Source organism: Polaromonas sp., from assembly GCF_029945925.1.
In the GTDB taxonomy this organism is placed as follows: domain Bacteria; phylum Pseudomonadota; class Gammaproteobacteria; order Burkholderiales; family Burkholderiaceae_C; genus Polaromonas.
The window spans coordinates 171,767-195,356 of the sequence record NZ_JAQSDN010000036.1 but is presented as its reverse complement, the minus strand read 5'-3'; the positions used below and the strand labels follow the sequence as shown (position 1 = coordinate 195,356).

General features: G+C 66.5%; 23 protein-coding genes and 1 pseudogene. 13 read left to right on the top strand and 11 right to left on the bottom strand.

What is annotated here, in order from left to right; translation table 11 throughout:
- Positions 1-278: 278 nt before the first annotated feature.
- Positions 279-740, bottom strand: a pseudogene (locus PSV40_RS11025) (winged helix-turn-helix domain-containing protein); the annotation flags it as partial.
- An 86-nt stretch (positions 741-826) separates the two neighbouring features.
- On the opposite strand from PSV40_RS11025, the gene PSV40_RS11020 reads away from it, so the two are divergent.
- The 7 genes from PSV40_RS11020 (at position 827) to eutC (ending at position 6,954) form a co-directional block, all read left to right on the top strand.
- Positions 827-1,486 carry a metalloregulator ArsR/SmtB family transcription factor gene (locus PSV40_RS11020; protein ID WP_300537375.1) on the top strand — a complete coding sequence of 220 codons (660 nt, stop codon included), beginning with the start codon at positions 827-829 and terminating at the stop codon, positions 1,484-1,486.
- Positions 1,487-1,495: 9 nt separating this feature from the next.
- On the top strand, positions 1,496-1,846 hold the full coding sequence (locus tag PSV40_RS11015) for a DsrE family protein (RefSeq protein WP_300537373.1): 351 nt from the start codon (positions 1,496-1,498) through the stop codon (positions 1,844-1,846).
- Positions 1,847-1,860: 14 nt separating this feature from the next.
- A complete protein-coding gene (locus PSV40_RS11010; protein ID WP_300537371.1) occupies positions 1,861-2,616 on the top strand; it encodes an MBL fold metallo-hydrolase in 756 nt (251 codons plus the stop codon).
- A gap of 5 nt (positions 2,617-2,621) precedes the next feature.
- A complete protein-coding gene (locus tag PSV40_RS11005) occupies positions 2,622-3,908 on the top strand; it encodes an MFS transporter (RefSeq protein ID WP_300537369.1) in 1,287 nt (428 codons plus the stop codon).
- Between the two features lie 51 nt (positions 3,909-3,959).
- Entirely contained in the window at positions 3,960-4,442 is a 483-nt protein-coding gene (locus PSV40_RS11000; RefSeq protein ID WP_300537368.1) for a rhodanese-like domain-containing protein, read from the top strand.
- Between the two features lie 344 nt (positions 4,443-4,786).
- Positions 4,787-6,166 carry an ethanolamine ammonia-lyase subunit EutB gene (locus PSV40_RS10995; RefSeq protein WP_300537366.1) on the top strand — a complete coding sequence of 460 codons (1,380 nt, stop codon included), beginning with the start codon at positions 4,787-4,789 and terminating at the stop codon, positions 6,164-6,166.
- Positions 6,163-6,954 (top strand): ethanolamine ammonia-lyase subunit EutC, encoded by a 792-nt coding sequence (gene eutC / locus PSV40_RS10990; RefSeq protein WP_300537364.1) that lies wholly within the window; start codon positions 6,163-6,165, stop codon positions 6,952-6,954. Before PSV40_RS10995 ends, eutC begins: the two co-directional genes overlap by 4 nt.
- Before the next feature lie 146 nt (positions 6,955-7,100).
- Here eutC and PSV40_RS10985 read toward each other — a convergent pair whose 3' ends face one another.
- Positions 7,101-7,553: a DUF305 domain-containing protein gene (locus tag PSV40_RS10985; RefSeq protein WP_300537362.1), complete on the bottom strand. Its 453-nt coding sequence runs from the start codon at positions 7,551-7,553 to the stop codon at positions 7,101-7,103.
- Between the two features lie 325 nt (positions 7,554-7,878).
- Here PSV40_RS10985 and PSV40_RS10980 point away from each other — a divergent pair, with 325 nt between their 5' ends.
- Positions 7,879-8,706 (top strand): aspartate dehydrogenase, encoded by an 828-nt coding sequence (locus PSV40_RS10980; protein WP_300537361.1) that lies wholly within the window; start codon positions 7,879-7,881, stop codon positions 8,704-8,706.
- Positions 8,707-8,892: 186 nt separating this feature from the next.
- Here the strand turns inward: PSV40_RS10980 and PSV40_RS10975 are convergent, their stop codons facing one another.
- Both PSV40_RS10975 and PSV40_RS10970 read right to left on the bottom strand, forming a co-directional pair.
- Positions 8,893-9,792 carry an alpha/beta hydrolase gene (locus PSV40_RS10975; protein ID WP_300537359.1) on the bottom strand — a complete coding sequence of 300 codons (900 nt, stop codon included), beginning with the start codon at positions 9,790-9,792 and terminating at the stop codon, positions 8,893-8,895.
- Between the two features lie 217 nt (positions 9,793-10,009).
- Positions 10,010-11,026 (bottom strand): lipocalin-like domain-containing protein, encoded by a 1,017-nt coding sequence (locus tag PSV40_RS10970; RefSeq protein ID WP_300537431.1) that lies wholly within the window; start codon positions 11,024-11,026, stop codon positions 10,010-10,012.
- A 205-nt stretch (positions 11,027-11,231) separates the two neighbouring features.
- On the opposite strand from PSV40_RS10970, the gene PSV40_RS10965 reads away from it, so the two are divergent.
- Complete coding sequence (locus tag PSV40_RS10965; RefSeq protein WP_300537358.1) at positions 11,232-11,669, top strand: universal stress protein; 438 nt, start codon at positions 11,232-11,234, stop codon at positions 11,667-11,669.
- A 174-nt stretch (positions 11,670-11,843) separates the two neighbouring features.
- Here PSV40_RS10965 and PSV40_RS10960 read toward each other — a convergent pair whose 3' ends face one another.
- A complete protein-coding gene (locus PSV40_RS10960) occupies positions 11,844-12,146 on the bottom strand; it encodes a DUF1127 domain-containing protein (protein ID WP_300537356.1) in 303 nt (100 codons plus the stop codon).
- Positions 12,147-12,163: 17 nt separating this feature from the next.
- On the opposite strand from PSV40_RS10960, the gene PSV40_RS10955 reads away from it, so the two are divergent.
- On the top strand, positions 12,164-13,051 hold the full coding sequence (locus PSV40_RS10955; RefSeq protein ID WP_300537354.1) for a LysR family transcriptional regulator: 888 nt from the start codon (positions 12,164-12,166) through the stop codon (positions 13,049-13,051).
- 6 nt (positions 13,052-13,057) lie between these two features.
- On the opposite strand, the gene PSV40_RS10950 is transcribed toward PSV40_RS10955, so the two are convergent.
- Both PSV40_RS10950 and PSV40_RS10945 read right to left on the bottom strand, forming a co-directional pair.
- Positions 13,058-13,264: a hypothetical protein gene (locus PSV40_RS10950; protein WP_300537353.1), complete on the bottom strand. Its 207-nt coding sequence runs from the start codon at positions 13,262-13,264 to the stop codon at positions 13,058-13,060.
- Between the two features lie 166 nt (positions 13,265-13,430).
- On the bottom strand, positions 13,431-16,118 hold the full coding sequence (locus PSV40_RS10945; RefSeq protein ID WP_300537351.1) for an ABC transporter permease: 2,688 nt from the start codon (positions 16,116-16,118) through the stop codon (positions 13,431-13,433).
- Positions 16,119-16,197: 79 nt separating this feature from the next.
- On the opposite strand from PSV40_RS10945, the gene PSV40_RS10940 reads away from it, so the two are divergent.
- The gene (locus PSV40_RS10940; protein WP_300537349.1) at positions 16,198-17,160 is read left to right on the top strand and encodes a threo-3-hydroxy-L-aspartate ammonia-lyase; all 963 of its coding nucleotides are present in this window, start codon (positions 16,198-16,200) and stop codon (positions 17,158-17,160) included.
- A 48-nt stretch (positions 17,161-17,208) separates the two neighbouring features.
- On the opposite strand, the gene PSV40_RS10935 is transcribed toward PSV40_RS10940, so the two are convergent.
- On the bottom strand, positions 17,209-18,090 hold the full coding sequence (locus PSV40_RS10935) for a universal stress protein (protein ID WP_300537347.1): 882 nt from the start codon (positions 18,088-18,090) through the stop codon (positions 17,209-17,211).
- A gap of 208 nt (positions 18,091-18,298) precedes the next feature.
- Entirely contained in the window at positions 18,299-19,660 is a 1,362-nt protein-coding gene (locus PSV40_RS10930) for a sodium-dependent transporter (RefSeq protein WP_300537345.1), read from the bottom strand.
- Positions 19,661-19,922: 262 nt separating this feature from the next.
- Here PSV40_RS10930 and PSV40_RS10925 point away from each other — a divergent pair, with 262 nt between their 5' ends.
- Positions 19,923-20,468 (top strand): HPF/RaiA family ribosome-associated protein, encoded by a 546-nt coding sequence (locus PSV40_RS10925; protein WP_300537343.1) that lies wholly within the window; start codon positions 19,923-19,925, stop codon positions 20,466-20,468.
- An 84-nt stretch (positions 20,469-20,552) separates the two neighbouring features.
- Positions 20,553-21,014 carry a CBS domain-containing protein gene (locus PSV40_RS10920; protein WP_300537341.1) on the top strand — a complete coding sequence of 154 codons (462 nt, stop codon included), beginning with the start codon at positions 20,553-20,555 and terminating at the stop codon, positions 21,012-21,014.
- A gap of 5 nt (positions 21,015-21,019) precedes the next feature.
- On the opposite strand, the gene PSV40_RS10915 is transcribed toward PSV40_RS10920, so the two are convergent.
- Both PSV40_RS10915 and PSV40_RS10910 read right to left on the bottom strand, forming a co-directional pair.
- On the bottom strand, positions 21,020-22,150 hold the full coding sequence (locus PSV40_RS10915; protein WP_300537340.1) for a CapA family protein: 1,131 nt from the start codon (positions 22,148-22,150) through the stop codon (positions 21,020-21,022).
- Positions 22,151-22,153: 3 nt separating this feature from the next.
- Positions 22,154-23,584 (bottom strand): RtcB family protein, encoded by a 1,431-nt coding sequence (locus PSV40_RS10910; protein ID WP_300537338.1) that lies wholly within the window; start codon positions 23,582-23,584, stop codon positions 22,154-22,156.
- Positions 23,585-23,590: the final 6 nt, after the last annotated feature.

Below are 23,590 nucleotides of genomic sequence, written 5' to 3'. Positions count from 1 at the left end.
CAGGGCAGCACCAGAAGCAGCAATGAATGTTTGCGGAATACGTGGCCTGGATCGCTAGGCATGGAGGCTCAGAGGTGGAGTGAGGAAGATGAGGAGTCCAGGGGGAGGGTGGAGAGCAGGGCGGCAATTCCATGGTAGTCCAATGGCCGCAGGGGTACTTCGGGATATGGACGGCGTTTACCCCTTTCCTTCCTGAATTGCTATGCCTGCGAACGGTGGGTTCTGCAAAGAGCCATCCATGGGATACCACCCCTCGAACGGCTGGCCGCTCCGGTGGCTCAGTTCATCAGCAGGCGATAGCCGACCGCCGTTTCCGTCAGCAGGTGCTGGGGCCCGGATCGGCCTCCAGCTTTTGCCGCAGGTGTCCCATGTAAATACGCAGATAGTGGTTCTGCTCGGCGTGCGAAGGTCCCCATACTTCCCACAGCAGCTGGCGGTGCGTCCGGACCCGTCCCGCATTGGCCATCAACACGCCAAGGAGCCGGTATTCAATCGGTGTCAGATGAATTTCCACAACACCACGGCGTACGACACGGGCATGGCGGTCCACCTCCACCTCGCCAAAACGGAGCAAGGGGTCGGCCTCTTTACTTTCCGCTTTCGGGGGTGGCGGCCCGAGGCCGGCGCAGGTTGGCGCGCACCCGGACCAGCAGTTCGCCCACGCCAAAAGGTTTGGTCAGGTAGTCGTCGGCACCGGCATCAAGCACGGCGAGTTTGTCGACTTCGTCGGCGCGTCTTGACGCTCTTCCCGTGGCTCGGATGTTTCCCCGCCGCGGGTCAGCCTTTGGAGGTTGACAATCAATCTAATAAACGTTAGATTGATGGCATGAGACAAATCAAGGACCATCTTTACGAGCAGGTCGCCCGCATCGGCAAGGCCGTCGCCAGCCCCAAGCGCCTGGAGCTGATCGAGTTGCTTTGCCAGGGCGAGAAGACCGTCGAAGTGCTCGCGGCACAGGCGGAAATCAGCGTCAAGCTGGCCAGCGCCCACCTGAAGCAGCTGCGCATGGCCCGACTCGTCGATACGCGCAAGGAAGGCAAATACGTCCTGTACCGTCTGGCCAGTACCAGTGTGGCCGATCTCTGGGTGAACTTGCGCGCTGAAGCCGAGGAACGGCTGGTCGAGTTGCAGGTTGCATTGGCCTCCATCGTCGAGCACGGCGATGAACTCGAGGGTATCGACCGGGCGGCCATCCTGAAGAAAGCCAAGGCCGGGGAGGTCCTGGTTCTGGACGTGCGGCCGGAAGAGGAATTCGCCAGCGCCCATTTGCCCCACGCCCGCTCGCTGCCCGTGGACGAGCTCAGGAAGCGGCTGAAAGAGCTTCCCAAAGATGTGCCCGTCGTCGCCTACTGCCGCGGCCCGTTTTGCCTGATGGCCAGGGACGCCGTTGAGTTGCTGCGCAGACGGGGCTACCGCGCCTTTCACCTGACCGATGGCGTGGCCGAATGGCGCGCCCGTGGCCTGCCCCTCGAACAGACAACGTAAGGCTTCGACATGAACACACTGCTCATCCTGAACGACGCTCCCTACGGCAGTGAGCGAACGTACAACGGGGCTCGACTGGCCGGCGCGCTGGCCAGGCAGTCGGGCAACGAGGTCCGGGTTTTTCTGATTGGTGACGCCGCGGCCGCCGCGCACCGCCTCCAGAAAGTGCCAACCGGCTTTTACAACCTTGAAGTGATGCTCGGTTCGGTGGTGAGCCACGCGGGTGTTATCGGCGTCTGCGGCACCTGCATGGATGCACGCGGCATCAGCGTCGAGGACCTCATCCCGGGCGCGCACCGCAGCACCCTGGACGAGCTCACCCAGTGGACGGTCTGGGCCGACAAGGTCCTGGTGTTCTGATACAGGAGGCAAACATGTTCTTCAAACAACGACCGGCGGACAACGCCACCCTGTCCTATTTTTTCGGCTGCGCGGGCCTGGCGAAAGCCGTGGCCGTTGACGTGGTGGCCGGCGACGAGGACTGGTTCCTGGCGGAGGCCCAGAAGGCGGGCGTCAGGATTGCCCACGTCATCGACACCCATGTGCATGCCGACCACTACTCGGGTGGCCCGGCACTGGCCAGGCGCGCCGGTGCGCCGTATTACCTGCACGAGAGCAACCAGGGACGGGTCTTGTTCGAATTCGCGCCAGTCACGGACGGCCAGCGGCTCGAGGCTGGCAACGTGGTGGTTGACGTGATGCATACGCCCGGGCACACGCCAGACAGCATCTGCCTGCTGGTGCGCGACCTGCGCCGGGGCGACGAGCCCTGGTTCGTCATCACCGGCGACACCCTGTTTGTTGGCGCGGTAGGGCGCCCCGACCTGGCGGGCCGCGAACGGGAGATGGCGGGCCAGCTGCACGATACCTTGCATGGCAAGCTGCTGAGCCTGCCCGCCGACCTCGAAATCTATCCCGGCCACCAGGCCGGCAGCGCCTGCGGTGCGGGCCTGTCCGGCAAATCCGCATCGACCCTCGGTTTCGAGAAACGTTTCAACCCCATGCTCGCCATGTCGCGTGAGGACTTCGTTGATGCGCTCACGGCAGAAACTCCGCCGCAGCCGCAGGACATGGCCCGTATCGTGGCGGCCAACCTGCGTGGAACGGCGCCGGAGCCGGCGCACGCCTGAGCTGTATGCAGATGGAATACGGCATCCGCGCCAATCTCCGCCAGGTCCTGCAGCAACTGCTGCAGGTGCTGCTCGTCGGTATGACCATCGGGATGATGCGCAACGTGGTTCCGGCGCTGGCCGAAACCGAGTTCGGCGTGCCGCGCGGTTCGTTCATGCTGCTGGCGGCTTTCGTCGTCGCCTTCGGTTTCGTCAAGGGCGCGATGAACTTCGCCGCTGGTCGCCTGGCTGAACGCATGGGCCGCCGGCGCGTGCTGTTGCTGGGCTGGCTGGTGGCGTTGCCGATTCCGCTGATCGTCTACTTTGCCACGTCGTGGAGCTGGATTGTCCTGGCAACCATCCTGCTGGGCGTCAACCAGGGGCTGACCTGGTCGATGACACAGACGGCCAAGCTCGACATCACGCGGGCCGACCAGCGCGGACTGGTCATCGGACTCAACGAGTTCGCAGGTTATGTGGGTGTCGCCATCGCCGGTGTGGTGACGGGTTATGCCGCCTCGCTGCTGGGCCCGCGTGAAGGCTTGTTGTGGTTTGGTGCGGCCGTCATCGGCCTGGCCACGCTGCTGGCCTGGTTGGGCGTGAAGGAGACGCTGCCCTGGGCGCATGCCGAGGTCAAGCGCCACGCTGCGGCCCCTGCGGCGCATGCCTTGCGGCCGCGCTACCCGACGGGCATCAGCGAGCAACCGACCACGCGGGAAATGTTTGCCCTCATGAGCTGGGGTGACCGCCGCATGGCCGCGCTGTGTCAGGCGGGCATGGTCGAGAAGTTCGTTGATGCGCTGGTCTGGGCCTTTTGGCCGGTGTATCTGCACCAGCAAGGCGTCAGCTTGCCCGGCATCGGCTGGATCGTGGGCGTCTACGGTTTCACCTGGGGTGGGGCGCAGTTCTTCACCGGCAAGCTGTCCGACCGCATCGGCCGGCACCGCCTGAACGTCTGGGGCATGTGGCTGTGCGGCGCCGGTGTCGCGCTGTTGCCGCTGGGCCATGGCTCGGCGTGGTGGAGCGCCTCGGCCGCCATGGCCGGTCTGGGCATGGCCATGCTGTACCCCAACCTCAGCGCGGCGGTGGCCGACATCGCCCACCCCAACTGGCGTGCTTCTGCCATTGGCATTTATCGCTTCTGGCGCGACCTGGGTTACGGCATCGGCGCCCTGGGCCTGGGTGCGGCCGCAGCCCTGGGCGGACGCATCGAGACCGCCTTCTGGTTCGTCGCCGTGGCAATGTTTCTGTCCGGCGCTGTCCTCCATCACTGGGGTGAAGAAACCCACCCCCGGCTCAGCCCCGCGCATTGACGCATTGACGCATTGATTTTTTCAAGCTCTTAAAAAACCCGGAAACAAGCCATGACACTGACGTTCCTCACCCTCTGTTCGCGCCGCCTGGCCGCATCCGCCGCCTTGGCCGCGCTTGCGGCGCTGCCGGTCGTTGCGCATGCCCAGCTCGACAAGGCCACCACCGAAGCGCTCGAGACCTACTTCGAATTTTCCGACTACAACAGCGGCACCATCGCCGCCGAACAGATTCCGGCCGAGGACTACAAGAGGTTCTACGTTCTCGACGTGCGCGACGCGGGGCAGTTCGCGAAGGCGCACATTCCGGGGGCAAGCAACATCGAATGGCGCAAGGTCTTTGCCGAGCGCGCCAAACTGCCCAAGGACAAGACCATCCTGGCGTACTGCAATACCGGTTCGTTTTCAAGCCAGGTGGCGATGGCGCTGAGGATGGCCGGCTACGAAAACGTGCGCATCCTGCATGGCGGTTATGGGGAATGGAAGGCCCGCGGCGGGGTCGATGCCCATGCCCGCGCCAGCAAAGACCGCAAGTGAATCCGCCCACCTGGAGCGCTTCCCGCTGACGAGAGGCGCAGCGTGCCGTCGGGGGGCCGTTGGTTAGCCAATTTCTGCGACATCCATGCCTCAACCCCGCCGTAGAAGAGACACTGGATAGCTATACATTTAATAGCTGCTTGCGCCCGTGCAGAAAGGGCTGGAGGCATAAAACATGCATGAACTTCGCCATGGCGTGTTTTTTTTCGGTGCTGCGGGTCCCGTGAAGCCGCGCGCGTTCTGCAGCACGGCAAGGCCCGCTTCCCCTACGATAGGGTCTGGCGTCAAGCGCACCGGCCGCATCGGTGCGGCCGCCGCAACCTGGGCCCACAGCGATGTACCGTATGCCGGTTGGTCAAGAAACCCATGTCTTCAGCGACCTTGCCACGCTGATGGCGTGTGCCTCGCCGCTGCGCAGCGGCGACGTGCTGGCCGGGCTGGCCGCCACCTCGGCCGAGCAGCGGGTGGCGGCGCAGTTTGCGCTGGCCGACGTGCCGCTGAAAGACTTTCTCAGCCACGCCCTCGTGCCGTATGAGGCCGACGAGGTCACCCGGCTCATCATCGATACGCATGACACTGATGCCTTTGCGCCGGTCGCGCGCCTCACGGTGGGCGGCCTGCGCGACTGGCTGCTGGCCGACAGCACCGATACCGCCGTCTTGAGCGCCCTGGCGCCCGGCCTGACGCCCGAGATGGTGGCCGCCGTCAGCAAACTCATGCGCCTGCAGGATCTGATGATCGTGACCGCCAAATGCAGCGTGGTCACGCGTTTTCGCAACACCGTCGGCCTGCCTGGGCGTTTTTCGGTGCGGCTTCAGCCGAATCACCCGACCGATGATTTGCGCGGTATCGCGGCCAGCATCCTCGACGGCCTGCTGCTGGGCGCCGGCGACGCGATGATAGGCATCAACCCCGCCACCGACAGCCCCGACAGCGCGCACGCGCTGCTGTGCCTGCTCGACGAAGTGCGCAGCAAGCTCGCCATTCCCACGCAAAGCTGTGTGCTCGCGCATGTCACCACCACGCTGGAGCTGATCGCCCGCGGCACGCCGGTGGACCTGGTGTTCCAGTCCATCGCCGGGAGCGAGGGGGCCAACCGCAGCTTCGGCATCAACCTCGCTCTGCTGCAGGAGGCACATGATGCCGCCCAGTCGCTGGGGCGCGGCACGGTCGGCAGCAACCTCATGTATTTCGAAACCGGGCAGGGCAGCGCCCTGTCGGCCGGGCAGCACCACGGCGTGGACCAGCAGACCATGGAGGCGCGCGCCTACGCCGTGGCGCGCCATTTCAAGCCTTTCCTCGTGAACACCGTGGTCGGCTTCATCGGCCCCGAATATCTGTACGACGGCAAACAGATCACGCGTGCCGCGCTGGAAGACCAGTTCTGCGGCAAGCTGCTGGGCCTGCCCATGGGCTGCGACGTTTGTTACACCAACCACGCCGAGGCCGACCAGGACGACATGGACGCGCTGCTGGCCCTGCTGGTGGCCTCGGGCGTCAACTTCGTCATGGGTGTGCCCGGCGCCGATGACATCATGCTGGGTTACCAGAGCACCTCTTTCCACGACGCGCTGGCCATGCGCGACCTGCTGGGCAAGCGGCCGGCGCCCGAGTTCGAGTTATGGCTGGAAGCGCAGGGCCTGGTGGACGGCCAGGGCCGCGTGCGGCAGGGCGGCGTGCCGCTGCCTTTCCGGCAACTGCTGGGCAACAGCACCAACTCATGAACGACAAGCCCCAGCTTCCGGATCCTTTAGATACACCGTCCGGCGTGGCCGAGCTGTGGGCGGCGCTGCGGCCGCTGACCGCCGCACGCATCGGCCTGCCACGCACCGGCGCCTCGCTGGCCACACCCGCCTTGCTGGACTTTCGCCTGGCCCACGCCCGGGCGCGTGACGCCGTGGGCGCCGCACTGAATGCCGATGCCCTGCAGGCCGGCCTGTCGCTTTTGCTGGGCCAGCCCGCACTGGTTTGCCGCAGCGGCGCACCCGACAGGCGCACCTACCTGATGCGGCCCGACCTTGGGCGCCAGCTTGATGCCGGCTCGCTGGCGCTGTTGCAAGCCAGCCCGTCGCGTGGCGGCCTGGCCGTGGTGCTGGCCGACGGCCTGTCCGCGCAGGCCACGCAGCGCCATGCCCTGCCGGTGCTTGAAGCGCTGGTGCCGTTGCTGCACGCGCAGGGCTGGGCGCTGGCGCCGGTCGTGCTGTTGCACCACGGCCGCATTGCGGCGGGCGACGTCGTCGCGCGCGCCCTGCAGGCCGATGCGGTGCTGGTGCTGATCGGTGAACGGCCCGGCCTGTCGTCGCCCGACAGCCTGGGCGCCTACATCACCTGGGCGCCCGGCGCAGCCACCAGCGACGCTGACCGCAACTGCGTCTCCAACATCCGGCCGCAAGGCCTTGCGCCGGATGCTGCGGCCGGCAAAATCGCGTGGTTGCTGGACCAGATGCGCAGTCAACAACGCTCGGGGGTGGCGCTCAAGGACCTGACGGGCCAGCGGGTGCATGGCGACTGATGCGCGCCAGCCCGTATTTGCTTTCAATTTTATAGCTGCTCGCGCCCGCTGGCTATGGGCTGAAGGCCAAAATTGTTGATGAACGCGGGGGTCTGACGGGGTACAGCACCGCCCCATCATTCGTTGTGCAGCTATGCCGCCCGTGCTCAGCGGGCCTGCTTGAGCTCGTCGATAAGCTGTTTCATCTCGGCAATCTCCCGGCGCTGGGCGTCGATGATGGCATCCGCGAGCCGCCTGACACGGGGATCTGAAATGTGGGCGCGTTCGCTCGTCAGGATGGCAATCGAGTGATGCGGAATCATGGCCCGCATCCATGAGACCTCGTCAACCGTCTGCTGGCTGCGAACCAGCCACAGCGACAGCGCGAACATTAGCGCGCTGACCAGCAGCACGCCCGTGTTGACGCGCCGGTCAGGGTACATGGGCCACATGAACACCAGCATGACCATGGCCATGACGGCGCCCATCAGCAACGCCATCCAGGCCCGCGTCTGGCTGAAGAAAATGTGATCCAGCGCGTAGGTGTTCAGGTACATGAGCCCGAACATCACGATGGTCGAGGTCGCAATCATTGCGCCGAACTTGAGATAAGCCTTCATCTGAAATCCCTTTCTGACAGAAAACCATGGCACCGGGCTACCTGACCCGTGCCTTACCCGTGCCGCAAAAGCCTGATCGTGGGGGATGCGGGCGGCCAGCCCTGTCCGCACGACCTGACAAAAGCTGTAGGAAAACGACGGGGAGGCTGGCGGTAGGGCGTCCGGCCGATGGCGTGCCGGAAGCTGCCAAATTGATAGCTGCTGCGCCCGCCAGATAAGGGCTGGAGGCCAAATATGCGAGATCGCGAGGTGTCGGCGAGGCAGTGTCGGTGTCCGTGTCTTCGCAGTGCAGGTATAAGCACAGCATTCCTTTCTCCGACACGCCATGACTTCATCCCCCGCTTCAGACCGCTCCACCCCGCGCATCGCCATCCTCGGCCTGGGCGCCATCGGCCGCAATCTGCTGGCCAGCATCCAGTCGTCCATCCTGCCGGGCGCCCCGGTGGCTGCGCTGGTGCGCGCCGGCTCGACTGCGGCTCACGGACACGCGCCCGGGCTTGAAATATTCACAGACACCGACGCACTGCTGCGCTGGAAACCCGACCTGGCTGTCGAATGCGCTGTCCATGAGGTTGTCAGCTCGGTGGTGCCACCCTTGCTGCAAGCCGGCGTGGACGTGATCGTTGTGTCCCTGGGCGCGCTCGGCGACGCAGCCCTGCGCGAGTCGCTTGCGGCCGCGGCGAATGCGGGCCGCGCACGGCTGATCACCGTGTCGGGCGCCATCGGCGGACTGGATGCGCTGGCCGCGGCACGCGGTGCCGGTATCCGCTTGGTGCGTTACACCGGGCGCAAGCCGCCACAGGCCTGGCTGGGCACGCCGGCCGAGCAGGTCTGTGACCTGGGTGCCATCGGCGAAGCCACGCTGCTGTTCGAGGGTTCGGCCGCCGACGCGGCGCACCTGTACCCCAAAAACACCAACGTCACCGCCGCCGTTGCGCTGGCCGGCGTGGGCTTCGAGAAAACCGGGGTGCGCCTGCTGGCCGATCCGGCCGTCAGCAAAAACGTGCATGAGCTGGAAGTCGAAGGCGACTTCGGCCGCTTCGCCATCCGCCTGGAAAACAGCGCCTTGCCGGAAAACCCGAAGACTTCCTGGCTGACCACGCTGAGCATAGAGGCCGAACTGCGCAAGTACCTGGCCTGGCCGCGCCGATAAGCCCGTGGCGGCTTGGCAGGCCCTGCAGCAAGTTGTGCGTGATGACGGCCCACAGCACCGCAGTTAATGCGCAGGCAAGTTGTTCTGAGGACATCGAGGGGGTGTCGGCCGTCAGATGCTGCAAAAAGGATAGCTGCCAGCGATTGCTGGATATGGTCAGGAGGCCGATTTTGTTTGGGAAGGCGCTTACTGCAGCAATCGCTGCACTTCCTCGAACACCGCCTCGAAAGCCGGTGTGCCCGGGGTCACCAGGTCGAAGTGACCGGCAGCCGCCACATCGCGCAGGCGCACGCGGCTCGCGGCGTCTGCGGCCAGCGCGTTGCGGTACTGGCGCGCGGCAAGCGGCGGCACGATCTGGTCGTTGGCCGCGCTGACCATCACCACGGATCTGACCATCTCGGGCAGGCCCAGCCGCGCCGGTGACACATCGGCATAAGCGTCGCTGCCCCCGCCGCTCAGGCGCTCCAGGATGCCGCGCCCGCAACTGCCGGGCAGGCGCGGGGCAAACGCGGCCAGGTCGCCCACACCGGCGATGCTCACCATGCCACGCACCGGCAGCGGCTCGCCGCCTTGGTGCAATGGGCTGCAGACCGGCAAGCGTGTGCGCGAGGCCGCCCACAGCGCCAGATGCCCGCCGGCCGAATCGCCGGACAGCACGCTGCGCGTTGAGTCGATCCCGAGCCTGGCCGCTTCGCTGCGCAGCCGGTCCACCGCGGTCGCCACGGCGCGGTACAAGTGGGGGTAGCCGCCGCCGGCCTCGTTGGCGCGTCGGTAACCAATGCTCCACACTGCGATGCCGCGCCGCGCCCAGTCGGACGCCAGCGGCCGCATCTGTTCACGCCCGGCCCCCGGAAAGTCCGACCAGTAGCCGCCGTGAATCAGGATGGCCACCGGGTGCGGGCCTTTGCCCGCCGGCAGGAAAACATCAATGCCCTGGCTTTGCGCGGCGCCGTAGCTGATTTCGTGTGTAGGCGCAGGTTTGGGCAGGGCGAGAAAGTCCTTGAGCTCTGCCGCACCCGCGGTGGGCGTCAGCGCGCAGAGGGCGAGGGCCGCCAGCGTTGAAAGTTTCTTGAGAAGGACATGCATGGTGGTGGCCCTGAAGACAATCCGTCAGCAGGCCACGCGCACCCGTGACGCTTTGCAGGCGATCAGTCCGCACGCGTGAACGTCATCACCCAATTTGTTTCCCACGTCGCTCCGCCGTCGCTTGAGAAAGGGTAGCGTTGCCGACATCTTCTGCCCGCCGACAACTGCGTGATCGAGCTCGGCACGTGGGGGCAGATTTGAGGCAGGGCGATGCGCGTTACAGCCGCAGCGGCGAAGCGTAACCCGTCATCTCCAGGTAGCCGCGCCCGACGATCTTGCCGTTGCTGTCTATCAGCTCGCTCAGGCCTTCCCAGTAGATCGCGCCGGTGGATTGGCGGCTGTCGAGCTCCTGGTTGTCGATGACGGCACGCACGGTGTAGACGTCGGCCGGCGTGCGCACCAGCCATTCGACCGGGTAGCTGGCCTGGCTCAACGGGCTTTTCCAGCGGCGCAGCGGCTGGAAGATCACCTCGCCGCGGCTGAAGATGTGGAGTGCACCACTGGCGGAGCGAAACGAGCCGCCGTCCCAAAGCGCCTGGCCCTGTTTGTCACGCAAACGGAAAGCGGTGAGGGCGCTGCCGTCGTCCAGGTTCATGCCTATCCAGTCCCAGCCGGTGGCATCGGGGTGCAGGATCTCTTCGCTCCATTCATGGTCCAGCCAGGCCTTGCCCGTGACCTCGAACTTCTGGCCTTTGACGGTCAGTGCGCCGCGCGTCGCCAGTTGCGGCAGGCTGTAGTAGTAACTGGCTTGCTTCGCTTCCGGGCCCTTGCGCGACAGGCCCTGGTTGCCCTGCAGCAGCAGCGGCTGGGTTTCGGTGAACTGCAGGTCCAGGCTGAAGTCGGTGGCTGGGAGTTTTGCGGTGTGGGTCTTGCCATCGCTGTTCAGCGTCCAGTCGCGCAGCTTGAGGGCCATGCCCTGGGTGTCGGCGCTGGCGATGTCGAAACCTTCGCGCGCAATGCGCTGGTCGTGCCAGAGTTTCTTGCCCTGGACATCGGTGATGGCGGCGTGCGCAAAAATCAGTTGCCTGGCGGCAAACTTCGAGGCCATGGCCTGCGTGCCGTCCACGCGCGAGCGGAAAAAGGTCAACTGGAAGCCGAAGATAGGCGTGCCGGTACTGACGGCGCCGGTGATGTACCACCACTCGGTGCGAAAGTCGGGGTGTGCACCAAAGTCGCGCGGAAACTGCAGCACCCTGGCGGGCAGTGCGAAGGCCGGGCGGGCGCCGGCCGCCATGCCTGCAGCCAGTGCCTGCAACAGGCGGCGGCGCACCGGGCTGTGCGAAAGAGGGGCGGGTGTGGCGGGACGGCGCATCGAATCATTTTCGCAGCAAGCACGGCCGGTGTGCGGGACAACACCGGGTTGCGAGGGCCGGGTGTAAGGTCTATCCTTGAAGCGTTGATGAAACCTTTCCCTTTGACTCTCTGCAGGAGATGCACCCATGTACAAGCAAATTTTGTTGGCGTATGACGGCTCCAAGGCGGGGCAGAAGGCGCTGCTGGACTGCCAGGAGATTGCGCAGTGGAGCCAGGCCTCGCTGACCCTGATTGCCGTGACGCCGCTTTACATGGACCTGATCGGTGTGGAAGGCGGCGTGTACGACAGAAGTTTGGCCGAACACGAGAAGGAAAAATACACAGGCATTCTGGACGAGGGCTTGCGCCAGCTCGCCGGCGCGGGCCACCAGGCCAAAGGGGAGGTGGTGGTTGGTGAAACCGTCGACGAAATCACCAAGTACGCGAAAAAGATCAACGCCGATTTGATCGTCGTGGGTCACAAACATCTGGATGGCTGGGCGGCGCGCTGGTGGCGCGGTTCGGTGTCCAAGTCGCTGATCGAACACGCGCCCTGCAGCGTGCTGGTGGCCATCACCCACTGACCGGCCGCCTGGCCCCTTGCTCGCGTTCGCCCTGAGCTTGTCGAAGGGCCCTTCGTCAAGCTCAGGACAGGCCTCGACAGGCTCAGCCCGAACGGGTGGGGTGTCGTGAGTCGCGAAAACATCACCATCGGCCGGAAGGGCGGGGTGTCCTGAATCACGAGGACATCAAAGCCATTAACAATGCCTGTCCCTGCGCCAGCCCGCCGGGTCGTCGAGCAGGGCGGGAATGTCGCCACGGCTTATGCCCAGGTCGTTCAGCTCCCGCGTACTCATCTGCTCCAGCTCGGCACGGCTTTGCCGCAACCCCTTGTCCTGCACCGGCCCGCCTGGCCTGGGCTGCAGCCGTCGTGCAAGTCCGCGCGCCAAGGCGGCGAAGGGGAGGACGAGGGTCTTGTGCAGCATGGCGGTACTCCTGAGATGGAAGTCCCCGATGGTGCGGTGGATCGTGGTATTGTGGAAGTTGAGTTTTCTGATCAAAACTATCAGGATTTCTGATGCGCGAACTGAATCTTGACCAACTCCGCACCCTGGTGGCCATCACCGACCTCGGCACCTTTTCGGCGGCCGCGCGCGCGCTGCACCTGGCCCAGCCCACCGTGAGCCTGCACATCAGCGAGCTGGAAAGCCGGCTCGGGGCAACGCTGGTGCTGCGCGGCGGCAGAAAGGTGGAGCCCACCGCGGCCGGCGTGGTGCTGGTTGAGCGCGCCAGGCGCCTGCTGCGCGATGCCGACGACGCGGTGGACGCCGTGCAGCGCCATGTCGAGGGCCGCACCGGCCGCGTGCGGCTGGGCAGCTCGACCGGCGTGCTGGTCTACCTGCTGCCCGAGGTGCTCAAGGCCATGGAACGCGCCCACCCGGACATTGATGTCGAGGTCAGCATCCTGGGCTCGACGCAGTCCATGGAGCGGCTCAGCCAGGGCACGCTGGATGTGGGGCTGGTGGCCCTGCCGCAGGCGGACCGGCCCGGCATTGTCATGACGCATTGGCGCAGCGACCCGATGATGGCCTTTGTGCCCCGGGCATGGACCGTGCCCAAACGCATCACGCCGCAATGGCTGGCCGCGCGGCCGCTGATCTTCAACGACTCGACCACGCAGATGTACCGCCTGACCATGGAGTGGTTTGCCGACGCGGGCCTGAGCCCGCGCACCCGCATCGAGCTCAACTACAACGAGGCCATGAAAAGCCTGGTGGCCGCGGGTTACGGCGCGGCGATGCTGCCGCTGGAACATGCTGGTGAGCAGTTGCACCAAGGGGTGCAGGTGGTTCCGCTCAAGCCCGCCTTGACGCGCCACACCGCGGTGGCACACAGGCCGCTGGAAGCGGTGGACGGCGCCACCCGCAACCTGCTGCTGACGCTGGCGCAGTTCCGCCAGGCTTGACGGGGGTCAGTGCCTCGGCGCCGTCTGGAAAACAATTTCGCCGCTGGCGACGTGCACCACACGGATCTCCTGGCAGGTCGGGTCGGCCAGGCTTTTGACCGCGACGGCCACGGCCAGTGAGCGGTCTGCGTAGAGTTGCCGGAGGGTGTTGGGCGGGAGCAGGCTGCCTCTTAGCGTGTTCCTGCTTTCAATGCGGTATTGAGCGGGCGCCATGGTGATGCCTTGTTGAGTGATGTGTTCATCGTAGGCCGATCATGCGGCGTTGTGATGACAATGCCGCCTTCAAAGCGTCATGTTGGTAAGCAAAAGAAAGCGCGCATCGCCCACTGCCGCTGCATAGCCGGCAGCAAACAGCCGGCCGCAAAGCTGGCGAACCGGCCTACCAGTCTTCCTTGACGGCCAACACAGCATCCTTGCCCGCCGCTGCGCGCCCGGCCAGCCAGGCGGTGACGGTGCCAGCCAGGATGACCGCCGCGCACAGGCCCAAGAGCCGCGCCCAGGGCAGGGCCAGGTCCATGGTCCAGTGAAAGCTTTGCGGGTTGACCACATGCACCAGCACCAGCGACACGGCCAGGCCCAGGCCCAGCCCGGCCAGCGCGCCAGCCAGTGTCCAGGCGGCGCCTTCACCGGCCACCAGCGTGAGAATCTGCCGGCGCGTCAGCCCCAGGTGGGCCAGCAGGCCAAACTCCTTGCGCCGCGCCAGCACCTGCGCGCTGAAGCTGGCCGCCACGCCGAACAGGCCGATCGCAATGGCCACGGCCTGCAGCCAGTAAGTCACGGCGAAGCTGCGGTCGAAAATGCGCAGCGAAGTGGCGCGGATCTGGCCGCTGGACGCAAACTCGATCAGCTCGCCCGAACCCGTCTGCGCCTGCGCCAGCGCGCGCACGGCCTGCTGCAGTTGCGCGTCGCCCGCGCCGGGCGCGCGCCACAAGGCCAGGTCGTTCACGCGCCGGTCGCCGGTGAGGGCTTCAAAGTCGCGCCTGTCCATGGCAATGGCGCCGAACTGGCGCGCGTAGTCACGCCAGACACCGGCCACGTAGAACTGTTCGCCCCCACGCTTGTCGCCCCGTGTTTCCGTTCGTCCTGAGCCTGTCGAAGGATGCCCGACCAGGGGGCCGTCGCTTGCTCGGGGCGGCCCTTCGCTGCGCGGATCCTTCCTGGGTGTCGCTTCGTTTGCTCCTGAATTCATAGCTGCTTGCGCCCGTCCATCAAGGGCCAGAGCCGTAAAAGACTGTGAAAGCGGGGCGAACACGGTACCCGGGCGGGCGCCGTACAGGTCGACCATGGGCTCGCTCACATAAATCGCCACGTGACCGGCCGGCACCGGCAGCGCGCTGCCCACCAGTGGCAGGCTGCCGGCGGGGTCCTGCAGGTCGCGCGCAATCAGCGCCACCGCGGGCTGGTTGGGGTCCAGCAGCAGGGAGCTCACGCGCAGCGTGCCCAGGCGCGCCACGCCCGGCAGCTGCGCGAGCGCCTGCACAAACGCCGGCGAGAAAAACACCGTGTCGCTGGCGGCGGTGGAGCTGGCCGTGCGCACATACAGGTCGGCCGGCAGCACTACGTCCAGCCAGTGGGTGACCGAGTCGCGAAAACTCGCCACCATCACCGTCAGCGCCACGGCCAGGCTCAACGAGGCGACCACGCCGCTGACGGCCACTGCCGCACTGCCGCGCACACGGCGCGCGCGTTCCACCGCCAGCAGCGGCAGCAGGCGGCGCGACACATGCGGGGCGATGCGGTCGTACAGCAGGGCAATCAGCCAGGGCAGCGCGCTGATGCCGCCGACCAGCAGCAACCCGACCGACAGGTAGGCGCCGAGTGCAATGCCAAAGACCGGCGGCGTCAAGGCCAGCAGGCCGGCGGCGGCCATCAGCAGCAGGCTGAGCCGGTACGGCGTGCCGCCGGCCGGTGGTGCGCCCAGGCCCTTGAGGGTTTGCGCCGGCGGCAGCTTTTGCGCGGCGCGCGCCGGCCACCAGCCGCCCACCAGCGCCGCGGCCACGCCGAGCAGGCCGTACACCACGGCCGCGCCCGCATTCCACTGCAGGGCCGGGGCCACACCGGAAAAGTAGCCGCCGCCCAGGTCGCCGCCCAGCACCCGCAGCGCCAGCGCGGCCAGCGCCGTGCCCAGCGCAATGCCGGCGGCGCTGCCGACCGTGCCCAGCAGCGCCGACTCCCAGAGCACCAGGCGCAGGCGTTCGCGGCCGGTCAGGCCCAGCACGCCGAGCAGGGCAAACTGCTGCGCGCGTTTGGCCACGCTCAGCGACAGCACCGAAAACACCAGGAAGGCGCCGGTGAACAGCGCCACCAGCGCCAGCACGGTGAGGTTGACGCGGTAGGCCCGCGACAGGTTGCTCACGCGCTGCGCGTCGTCGCCCGGCTCGGTGGCCGTGATGCCGGCCGGCAGTTGCAGCGAGGTGATGAAAGCGGCACGGTCGGCACCAGGCTGCAGGCGGATGTCGATGCGCGAGAGCTGGCCGAGCCGGCCAAACAGTTCCTGCGCCGCGCCTATGTCCATCACCGCCAGCGCCGCACCGCTGGCGCTGATACTGCCGGCCACCCGGGCGTCCAGCAACTGCAGGCCGCTTTGCAACTGCAGCCGTTCGCCGGGCAGGTTTTGCCGCCCTGCCGCGTTGAGGAAAACCGCGCCGGGGGCGAGCAGGGCCAGGCGTTCGGCCCCGGCCGAGGGCACGGGCATCAGGGCCGGTGCCAGCGCGGCGACCACCAGCGCATCGACACCGACCACGCGCAAGGCCACCCGCTGCCCATTCATGGCGACGGCGTAGGTGCTGAACTCCAGCACCGGGCTGGCCAGCGCCACCTGCGGGTGGTTGGCGACCCGCGCGTAGACCGCTTCGTCAAACCCGCCGCGCACCGCGCGCAGCTCCAGGTCGGGCTGGCCGTTGACCGAACGCACGGCCTGCGAAAACTCGGCTAAGGCCGAGGCATTGATCAGTTGCACCGAAAACGCCAGCGCCACACCGAGCATGACGGCCACCACGGCCGCCGCGTTGCGCCACTTGTGGTGCAGCAGCTCCTGCCAGGAGAAGGTGGAAAGAAGGGCGAGCATGCGGCTGATTGTGCCTCCCAGTGTGCCAACGGTGATTAAGCTATGGTCTTTCCAGCCATTGAATGAAAGCCCAATCGCCATGCAGCTCCCTACCTACGACGATGTTGTTGCCGCCGCCGCGCGGATCGCAGGCCATGCGCATCACACACCGGTGCTGCGGTCAGCCACCGCCGATGCACGCTGGGGCGCGCAGTTTTTCTTCAAGTGCGAGAACTTCCAGCGCATGGGCGCCTTCAAGTTTCGCGGTGCCTTCAATGCGCTGTCGAAGTTTGATGCCGCGCAGCGCAAGGCCGGCGCCATCGCGTTTTCCTCGGGCAACCATGCGCAGGCCGTGGCGCTGTCGGCGCGGCTGCTGGGCATGCCGGCGCTGATCGTGATGCCGCAGGACGCACCGGCTGCCAAGCTGGCGGCCACACGCGGCTACGGCGCCGAGGTGGTGCTGTACGACCGCTTCACCGAAGACCGCGAGGCATTGACCCTGCGCCTGGCGGCGGAGCGCGGCATGACGCTGATCCCGCCCTACGACCACCCCGATGTGATCGCCGGCCAGGGCACGGCGGCGAAAGAGCTGTTCGAGGAAACCGGCCCGCTGGACCGCCTGTACGTGTGCACCGGCGGCGGCGGGCTGACCAGCGGCTCGGCACTGGCCGCCCGCGCGCTGGCGCCGCAGTGCAAGGTTTACGGGGTCGAGCCCGAAGCCGGCAACGACGGGCAGCAGTCGCTGCGTGCCGGCCGCATCGTGCACATTCCCGTGCCCCAGACCATCGCCGACGGCGCGCAGACCCAGCACCTGGGCGAGTACACCTTCGGCATCATCCGCCGCGATGTGGACGACATCCTGACCGTCAGTGATGCGCAGCTGGTCGAGGCAATGCGCTTTTTTGCAGAACGCATGAAGATGGTGGTGGAGCCCACCGGCTGCCTGGCCTTTGCCGGCGCCTACATCGACGCGGCGGCGATCAAGGGCGCCCGGGTCGGCGTGATTGTGAGCGGCGGCAATGTGGATCTGGCGCGGTATGCCGACCTGCTGACCGGGCGCTGAGCTGCCTGCGACAGTGCCAGTGGCCCCTTGCAGGCCGTGAAGAGGTTCTTAGGGAACCACCAACACGTCGCGCAAGGTGTGGTGCAGCACGTGCTGGGCGGTGCTGCCCAGGAAGAGCGCCTCAAGCGCACCCTGGCCGTGGTGGCCCACCGCCACGCAGTCTGCGGGAAGCACTTGCGCCTGTTCGATGAGGGCCCGTGCCGGCAGGGCGTTGACCACTTCGGCCGCCACCGGATGCTGCGCAGCCCCGCTCAGTTCCCGTGCCAGCCGGTCCATCTGCTGCACCGTTTCGGTGTGCATGGACTCCCGCAGTACCTGCGCCTGCTCCTTCGTCACGTCGCCCAGCCGCAGGGCGTGATCCAGCGCAGGGTCCATCGCCATGAGCAGGTGGTGCTGCGATGCCGGGAACAGGGCGACGGCGGTAAACGCAGCACGCATGGATACTTCACGCAAATCGACGGCCGTGAGTACCTTGCCGTAGGGGTGGGACGGGGTCAAACGCACGACGAGCACCGGACAGGCCGGCGAGCGGACGACTTTTGACGTGGTACTGCCCACGCCCGGCACGGCGGGGTCGGCACGTGACGCAATCACGACGAGCGAGGTCGCATGGGCCGCTACATAAGCCTTGATCGCGCTGTCCGGGTCGCCGATGTTGAAGCGGGCGTCCACCTGAAGCCCGGTCCGTTCGGCCAGCGCTGCCGCCAGGGCGGTCAGGCGCTGCTGCATGCGCACATCCGCAGGCGGGTCCATGGTCAGGCGCTTGGCGTCGAAAACGCCCTTCAGGCTGTGCCAGGCGCTCACCTCGAACGCATGCAGCAAGCGCAGCGGTGCGCCGTGCGCCAGGGCGATTTGCACAGCGCGTTCGACGGCTGCATCCGAGCCGGGTGAAAAATCGGTGGCAGCCACGATGCTGTGAATCGTCGTCATGGTCAAAATTCTCCTGGAAGGTGAAGCGCTGCTGTCACCTCGTGAGGCGACGTGAGGCGACGGTGCTTGTGCTGATGCTGAATCATTTCCAGGCAGCACGCTTGATCTGCATCAATCTGTACGAACCCCGGCGTTGATCCGGCGGCAGATTCCATCACCACAGAAGTACATGGCGCGGCAGGACCCGCCATGCCGCCTGCGCGAAACGTCACGCGCCCCACACACCACTGACAAGGACCAGGGTCACCAGCAAGGGCACGGCGTAGCGCAAACTGGCGTGCCAGAGCCGGCCCGCGAGGCTGTTGTCCAGGTCGCTGGCCGCCAGCGCATCGCGACGCGGCCAGATCCAGCCCAGGAACAGCGCGATCAACAGGCCGTTCAGGGGCAGCAGGATGTCGGCCGTGATGAAGTCCATCAGGTCGAGAATTCCCCGACCGCCCGTCGTTGTCAGGCCGGCCCAGGGGCCGTACCCCAGCGAAGCGGGGATACCCAGGACGAAGATGAGGCTTCCGAATCCCAGGCTGGCAAGCGGGCGTGACCAGCCGAAGCGTTGCATGGCGAAGGCCACCGGCACTTCGAGCAGCGACACCGCCGAGGTCAGGGCCGCGATGGCCAGCAGCGCAAAGAAGGCGGCTCCGACCCACGCCCCCCAGGGCATCTGGGAAAAAACCTCCGGCAGCACCACAAAAGCCAGGGCGGGACCCTGGGCCGGGTTCAGTCCGAAGCTGAAGACGGCAGGAAAAATGATCAAGCCGGCCGTCACGGCGAACAGCGTGTCGCCCAGGGCGATGGTCAGCACGGCGCCGGGCAAGCGGCGCTTGGTGGGCAGGTAGCTGCCGTAGGTGATCATCACCCCCATGGCCAGTCCCATCGAGAAAAATGCCTGGCCGAGCGCAGCCAGATAGACCTTGGGTTGCGTCAGCGCCGTCCAGTCGGGGCTGAACAGAAAGGCCAGGCCGCGCTGGAAGCCGGGCAGGGTGGCGCTGTGGACGGCCAGTGCCAGCAGCAGCAAGCCCAGGGCCGGCATCAGGAGTTTGCTGACAGCCTCAATGCCACGCTCAATGCCACCGGCGACGACGGCAACCGTCAGCGCCATGACGGCAAGCTGCCAGACCAGCGGTTCGACCGGCTGCGCAATGAAGCTGCGAAACCCGCCGGCGAAACCTGCCACTGCGAATTCCTGCGCGCTGCCACCGAGGTACAGCGAGAAATATTTCAGGACCCAGCCGGCGATCACCGCGTAGTAGGCCAGGATCATGCTGGCGACAAAAACGCCCAACAGCCCCACGCGCCTCCATCGCGAGTCGGGCGCCAGCATTTCCATGGCCCCCGCACCTTCGCGCTGGGTACTGCGGCCCAGGGCGAATTCCCCCAGCAGCAAGGGCACACCGACGAGAAGCACCATCACAACATAGACGAGAAGAAACGCACCGCCGCCGTTTTCTCCCGCCACGTAGGAGAAGCGCCAGACGTTGCCGATTCCCACGGCGGACCCGAGTGTCGCCAGCAGGAAGCCCCTGCCGGGGCCCCAGTGTTCACGATCCTTCTGCTGGCTGGTTTGTTTTTGCATCGAGCTGGTTCCTGTTTCGCGCCGTGCAGTTTTGTGTGAATGAAGCCGCAATGTATCAGGACACTCTACGTGCCAATGTCATGGAGCATCCTTCAGGGGGCTGGCTTCCCCGGAGCGCCAGAAACACCGCGTACGCCGGTCCGTCGGCCGTGAAGGGGCCGCTGGCGACTGGCCGGATTTGTGGGCCTGCATTGATAAATCGCAAATTTCTTTTTCAGCGGCTGCCCACAATGGAAACATCTGTTATTCACTGGGGACGACGATGCAGATTCCGGTTCATATCCAGTTTCGCGGCTTGGCGCCTTCCGACGCGCTGGAGGCCCGTGCACGCGAGCATGCCCACCGACTGGAGACGTTTGCACCAGACATCATGAGCTGCCGGGTTGCCATCGAGCTGGCGCAAAAGCACCAGCACCAGGGGCGGCCTTACAGCGTGCACATCGACCTCACGCTGCCCGGCCATGAACTCGTGGCGAACCGGGTCCAGGATGAGGATGTGTATGTCGCCTTGCGGGACGCCTTCGACAACATGAAGCGCCAGATCGAAGACGTGGTGCGCCAGCGCAGGGGGCATGAAAAGCAGCATGCCGTGCCCTTGCATGGCGAGGTGGTGCGCCTGGACGGTGAGGGCGGCTTCGGCTTCATCCGCACCCCCGATGGCAACGAGTATTACTTCAGCCGCGACAACGTGGCCGGCACGCCTTTTGAACACGTGCAGACCGGCAGCGCCGTGCAGTTCCTTCCCGAGGCCGGCAGCCAGGGGCTGCAGGCCCGGCGCGTGAGCCTGGGCAAACACGGTATGGGTTGAGCGACCAACACGAAGGGACAGGAATTAACAGGAATGGACAGGAATTGACAGGATGTGACATGTCCCGGCAACCAGGAGAAAAGCATGGGTGAACGTTTGACGACAGGAGAAATCTGCACACGCAGTGTGACTATCGCTTTCCGGACGACGCCCGTGGACGGGGCGGCGCGCCTGATGCGGGACAACCATGTTGGCTGTCTCGTGGTGGTCGATGAGGTGGAAGGCCGGCGCATCGTGGTGGGTGTACTCACTGACCGTGACATCGTGACTGCCGTGGTTGCGCGGGGGCTCGATGCCTCGACCCTGACCGTTGACGACGTGATGACCACCGATCTGGTCACCGCACGCGAGGACGACTCGCTGATCGACCTGATGCGCAGCATGCGCCGCAAGGGGGTGCGCCGCATTCCGGTCGTGGGCGGCCTGGATGAACTGATAGGCGTGGTGACACTCGACGATGTGCTCGGCGTCCTGTCCGAGGAACTGGGCCTGCTGGTGGGCACCGTCGACAGCGAAGGCAAACGCGAACGCAAGATGAGGCAATAGGCCCATCACCACCTGAGTTGCCAGCTTCCGTCGGCCTGCGGTTCCAACCCTGTGCCTGATTCCCGGTCCCCGGATTCCAGCAGCGATTGCAGGCGCTGCCGCGCCGCGGCGTCGGCGTGCCTGAGCTGCAGGCAGCGCAGCTGCATGGGCACGATGTCGAGCCGCTGCAGCGCGCCGGTCTCGCGCGAGAGCTGCACAAAATACAGGCACACGGCGCTGGCGTCAAAACGCTCCCCGGACGAGATGCCTTCATAGTCGTTGATGAGGTCGCCGCAGCCATACAGAATGAGCCGCCCGCGGTATACCTCGACAGGCCGCGGAGGGTGCGACGAATGGCCGTGGATCACATCGGCCGCGCCCAGGTCGATCAGGTGCCGCGCAAAACGGCGGTGCAGCCGGGGTACCTCGGCGCCCCAGTTGCCGCCCCAGTGCAGCGAGACCACGACCAGGTCCCCGGCCCGGCGCTGCCGGGCCACCTGTGCGGCAACCCGCTGTGCGCTGGCCTCGTCCCACGCGGGCAGAAGGGCGACGCCGGCGTGGCCCCCAGCATTGCCCGGTGTGGCGGCCCAGTCCGACGGTACGCCGCTGTCCGGCGCCGCCCAGGAAAACACCAGCAGGCGCGCGTTTTCACCGAGAGGCCAGACGGCGGGTGCGCAGGCGGCCTCCAGATGGCTTCCGGCGCCTGCTGTGTGGATGCCGGCCTGCCGCAGGGTGTGCAGGGTCTGGGCCAGTCCCGCCCGCCCCCAGTCCAGCACATGGTTGTTGGCCAGCACGCAGCCGTCAATGCGCGCGGCCGTGAGGCAGCCGATGTTGGCCGGATGCATGCGGTAGTGAATGCCCTTGCCGGGCCAGGGTTCACTGGCCGTCGTGATCGCCGTCTCCAGATTGACGATACGCAGCGCCGGCTCGCGCCGTTCGATCTCGGCCAGCGCGTCGCCCCAGATATAGTCCGGCGCCACCGGTGCCGGCACCGGCCCGCTGACACGCTCGGCCAGCCGCACGTACTCGCGTGCGTCGTGCACCCAGCTCTCGTACAGCTCCGGCGCAACGGCGTGCGCCTGGATCTGGTCGATGCCGCGCCCGGTCATCACGTCGCCGGCGAGCCAGAGGGTCAGCAGGTCCTTGCTGGCACCCATGTCTCAACCCTTGACACACACCAGCGGCTCCAGCCGCGCCACCTTGCGCGCCAGGCCGGCCGCGTCGGCTGCATCGACGACCGCGTTCACGTCCTTGTAGGCGTCGGGCGCTTCCTCGGCCACGCCGCGCATGGAGGGGCTGCGCACCAGGATGCCGCGCCGGGCGAGGTCGTCGACCACGGTGCGGCCGTCCCAGTTCCTGAGCGCCTGGTTCCGGCTCATGGCCCGCCCCGCGCCATGGCAGGCGGACGAAAACGCCAGGGATTCCGAGGCCGCGGTGCCCGCCAGCACATAGGAGCCCGTGCCCATCGAGCCGCCAATCAGCACCGGCTGGCCCGAGGCGCGCAAGGCCTGCGGCAGTTCGGGGTGGCCGGGGCCCCAGGCGCGCGTGGCGCCCTTGCGGTGCACATACAGTTCGCGCTGGCGGCCATCGACCTTGTGCGTCTCCAGCTTGCAGGTGTTGTGCGACACGTCGTACAACACCGGCAGTCGGGCCGAAGGCAGCAGGTCGGCGAACACGTCACGCACCAGCTGGGTCAGGATCTGCCGGTTGGCCAGCGCGCAGTTGATGGCGGCGCGCATCGCGCCCAGGTATTCCTGGCCCAGGTCGGAATGCAGGGGCGCGCAGGCCAGTTCGCGGTCGGGCAGCACCAAGCCGTGGCTGGGGGCCGCCACGACCATGCGGCGCAGGAACTCGGTGCCGATCTGGTGGCCCAGCCCGCGCGAGCCGCAGTGGATCATCAGCACCACGTCGCCGGGCTGCAGGCCGTAGGCCGCCGCAATGGCCTCGTCGTACACCGCGGTCACCTCCTGCACTTCCAGGTAGTGGTTGCCGCTGCCCAGCGTGCCCATTTCCTCGCGCTGGCGCTTCTTGGCCTGCTCCGAAACAAACTTGGGTTTGGCGTGCAGCATCTGGCCGTGCTCCTCGATGCGTTCCAGGTCGGCGCTGGTGCCCCAGCCACGCCCGACCGCCCACTTCGCGCCGCCGCTGAGCATGGCGTCCATCTGCGCGCTGCCCAGCCGGATGGCCCCGGTGCTGCCGACACCCGCCGGGATGCGCTCAAACAGCGTGTCGGCGAGCTTGTTTTGCACGGCCAGGATGTGTTCGCGGCGCAGCCCGGTGTGCAGGCAGCGCACGCCGCAGGAGATGTCAAACCCCACGCCGCCGGCCGACACCACGCCGCCGGCATCGGCGTCAAACGCCGCGACGCCGCCTATCGGGAAGCCGTAACCCCAGTGGGCGTCGGGCATCACGTACGAGGCGCCCACAATGCCCGGCAGCATGGCCACGTTGACCGCCTGCTCCCAGACCTTGTGGTCCATGGCACGCACCAGTTCTTCGCTCGCATAGATCATGGCCGGCACACGCATCTTTCCCTGCGCCGGGATTTCCCAGGCACAGGGCGCGTGTTGTTTCAAAAGCTTCAGGTCCATGGTTCT